The organism is Myceligenerans halotolerans, from assembly GCF_054782975.1.
The window spans coordinates 1-2506 of the sequence record NZ_BAAGRL010000048.1 but is presented as its reverse complement, the minus strand read 5'-3'; the positions used below and the strand labels follow the sequence as shown (position 1 = coordinate 2506).

The 2506-nt window shown below is 73.1% G+C and carries 1 pseudogene; it reads right to left on the bottom strand.

Annotation, left to right across the window (positions count from 1 at the left end):
- Positions 1-2506 (bottom strand): annotated as a pseudogene (locus ACYVK5_RS23050) (hypothetical protein); the annotation flags it as partial.

Genomic DNA, 2506 nt, shown 5'->3' with positions numbered 1-2506 from the left:
GCGATGCACGGCACGTACGACCGCTCGATGAATCCCGTGGTCAGGTCCCAGCCATCGCCGATCCACGACGACTGGTTGTTCGCCCCGGACACGCGACCCACCAGGGACGAGCTCGAATAGCCGATCGCGAGCTGCGGCGCCGGACCGGCCGCCGGGGACGGCACGGTCACCGGGTAGGACCAGCCCATCGCGCCGGTCGCGCCCGACACCGACCACTCCCCGGTCGGGTTGATCGGCGTGGCCGACCAGTCACCCGACGCCGACGACGCGCCGGACGTGACGGCGAACTTGTCGCCGGTCTCGGCGGGCGCGGCCGCGGCCACAGTCGCCGCTGAGGTCGTCCCCGTCATAGCGGTCGTCGCCGACGTCGGCCGCTCGGCCGACAGCGCCTTGGCGTCGGCCGACCGAACCGCGGCGCGGACGGCCCCGGTCCTCGTCCGGCCTGCCTGCTTGAACACCGCCGACGTCGTCGACCCCGCCACTCCCGCCTCGGTCGCCGCCGACTCGATCGACGCGGACTCCGTGGTGGTCGATGCCGCTGCCTCCGCACCCGCCGCCGCAATCTCCAGCGTCGCGGTCAGCCTCTGCTCGTTCTCGTCGTTCGAGGTCTGGACCACCTCGGGCTGGCATTCGGGCGCCTCCGGGGTCGCCTCGGCACAGGCCGGGATGCGCATGATCTGCAGGCGCCTGCCCCAGTCCGCACCGGCGGCCTCGGCGAACTCCCCGTAGTCGACGGTCGCCTCGACCACACGGGTCTCCCCCGCCGCGGCCGTACCCGACGACGTGCTGTCGGTGACCTCCAGGACGACTCCGGTGACGCCGTCGGCCTCGGTGGTGGCCTGGTCCGCGACGTCGACGACGACCTGCTCGGGCGCCACCCCCTCGGCAGGGGCGGTCACCGTCAGGTCCAGCCCGCCGACGTCGACCACGGTGGGCTCGGTGGTCACCGGGATCTCCGCGACACCACCGGCGGGCAGCGCCTCGGCGGGCACTGCCGGGGCAGCCGGCTGCTCCTCGGTGCGGGCATCCGGGACGATCTCGGTCGGCGCGGCAGCATCGGGCGTATCGGCGGCGTCGATGACGGGGGCGAGATTCTCGCTCCGCGCCTCCAGGTCCTGACCTTCGCCCTCGTCGTCGGGCTCGGGCTCGTACTCGATCGTCAGCGATGCGGCGTGGTGGTACCTCTTCCACCCGAGGGTCATGTCCTCCTCGTTCGTGGCACGCAGCCCCAGCGACACGGACCCGCCGTCGACCTCGGCCAGCCGCTTGGCCGCCGCGGTGGCATCCCACGTCACCGTCTTGACGTTGTCGCACGCCGCCTTGTGCGAGACCACCTGCTCGTCCAGTTCCTCCACGAACGCGGACGCGCCCCACGACGCCCAGTCCGAGTCCGCGCCGAACGAGCTCGTACGCCACAGCTGCACACCGCGCGGGTTGCAGTCCCACGAGTGCTCACCGGTCGCCGTGAACGCGGCGCTCGTGATCCGGTCGGCGTCCATCAGGCCGATCTGGTCCAGGCCGTCGAACCGCCAGCCGAGCCGGAACTTGGAGTCGGCCTCGCATCCGGACGCCACGTCGACGTCGCACAGGCCCAGGCCCTGGTTGCCGTCGTACATGTACTGCGCGACCTCACCACCGGCCGGCTCGTGCACCATCAGCCACGCGTTCGGCGAGCCCGAGAACGCGGGGTCGGCGAACACCGGGAACTCGGTCGCGTCATCGAACAGCCAGCCGGTGTCCAGCCCGAGACGCACGCCGACCGTGGACCGGGTACCCACCAGGTCGGCCGCGCCGGCGGCCGCCGGATCACCCGCGGCGGGAACGCCGCCGACAGTCAGGCCACCGGCAGGGCTCGGCTGTCCGCCCGCAGCCGTGCTGCCCGCGGAGCCGGCCGCACCGAAACCGCCGAGCGCGTCGGCATCCGACCCCGCCTCGGCGCCCGCCGCGTCCTGATGGCGCGGAGTGGCCGGGACCAGGTCCACCTCGATCCCCGAGGACCGGTCACCGGGAAGCGCCGACCGGGCGTGCACCGACCGGTCGGCCGGATCCACGCCGTCACCCGCCAGGTGCTCCCATCCCGAGGGCCCGCGGGCCCGCAGCGGGCCCACCGCGTCCTGCCCCTGCACGCGCCACGTCGTCGCGTCGACGGCACCGGTCCCGGCCAGGTCGCGCGACGTCGAGTCCCAGACCCGAGGCGCCGGAGCGGTGAAGATCTCGGACCCGAACATGTCGGACGCGACCAGCCCCCCGTCCTGCCGCGTCACCTGCAGCCCCTCCGACGTGGTCAGAGGGAACGTCAGCTCACCGAGCCCGATCTCCTGCTCGGCCCGCTCGGCGGCCTGACGCGAGGCGAACACCAGGGTCTCGGTGAAACCGGTCGCGTCCGGGTTCACGCTCAGCACCAGGTCCACGCCGTCGGTGATGACGTCCGGGTAGGTCACCTGGTCGCCGTCGATCTGCGGTGCGGTCAGGTCGAACGGCGCGTCCAGGATCAGCTCGTGCCCGT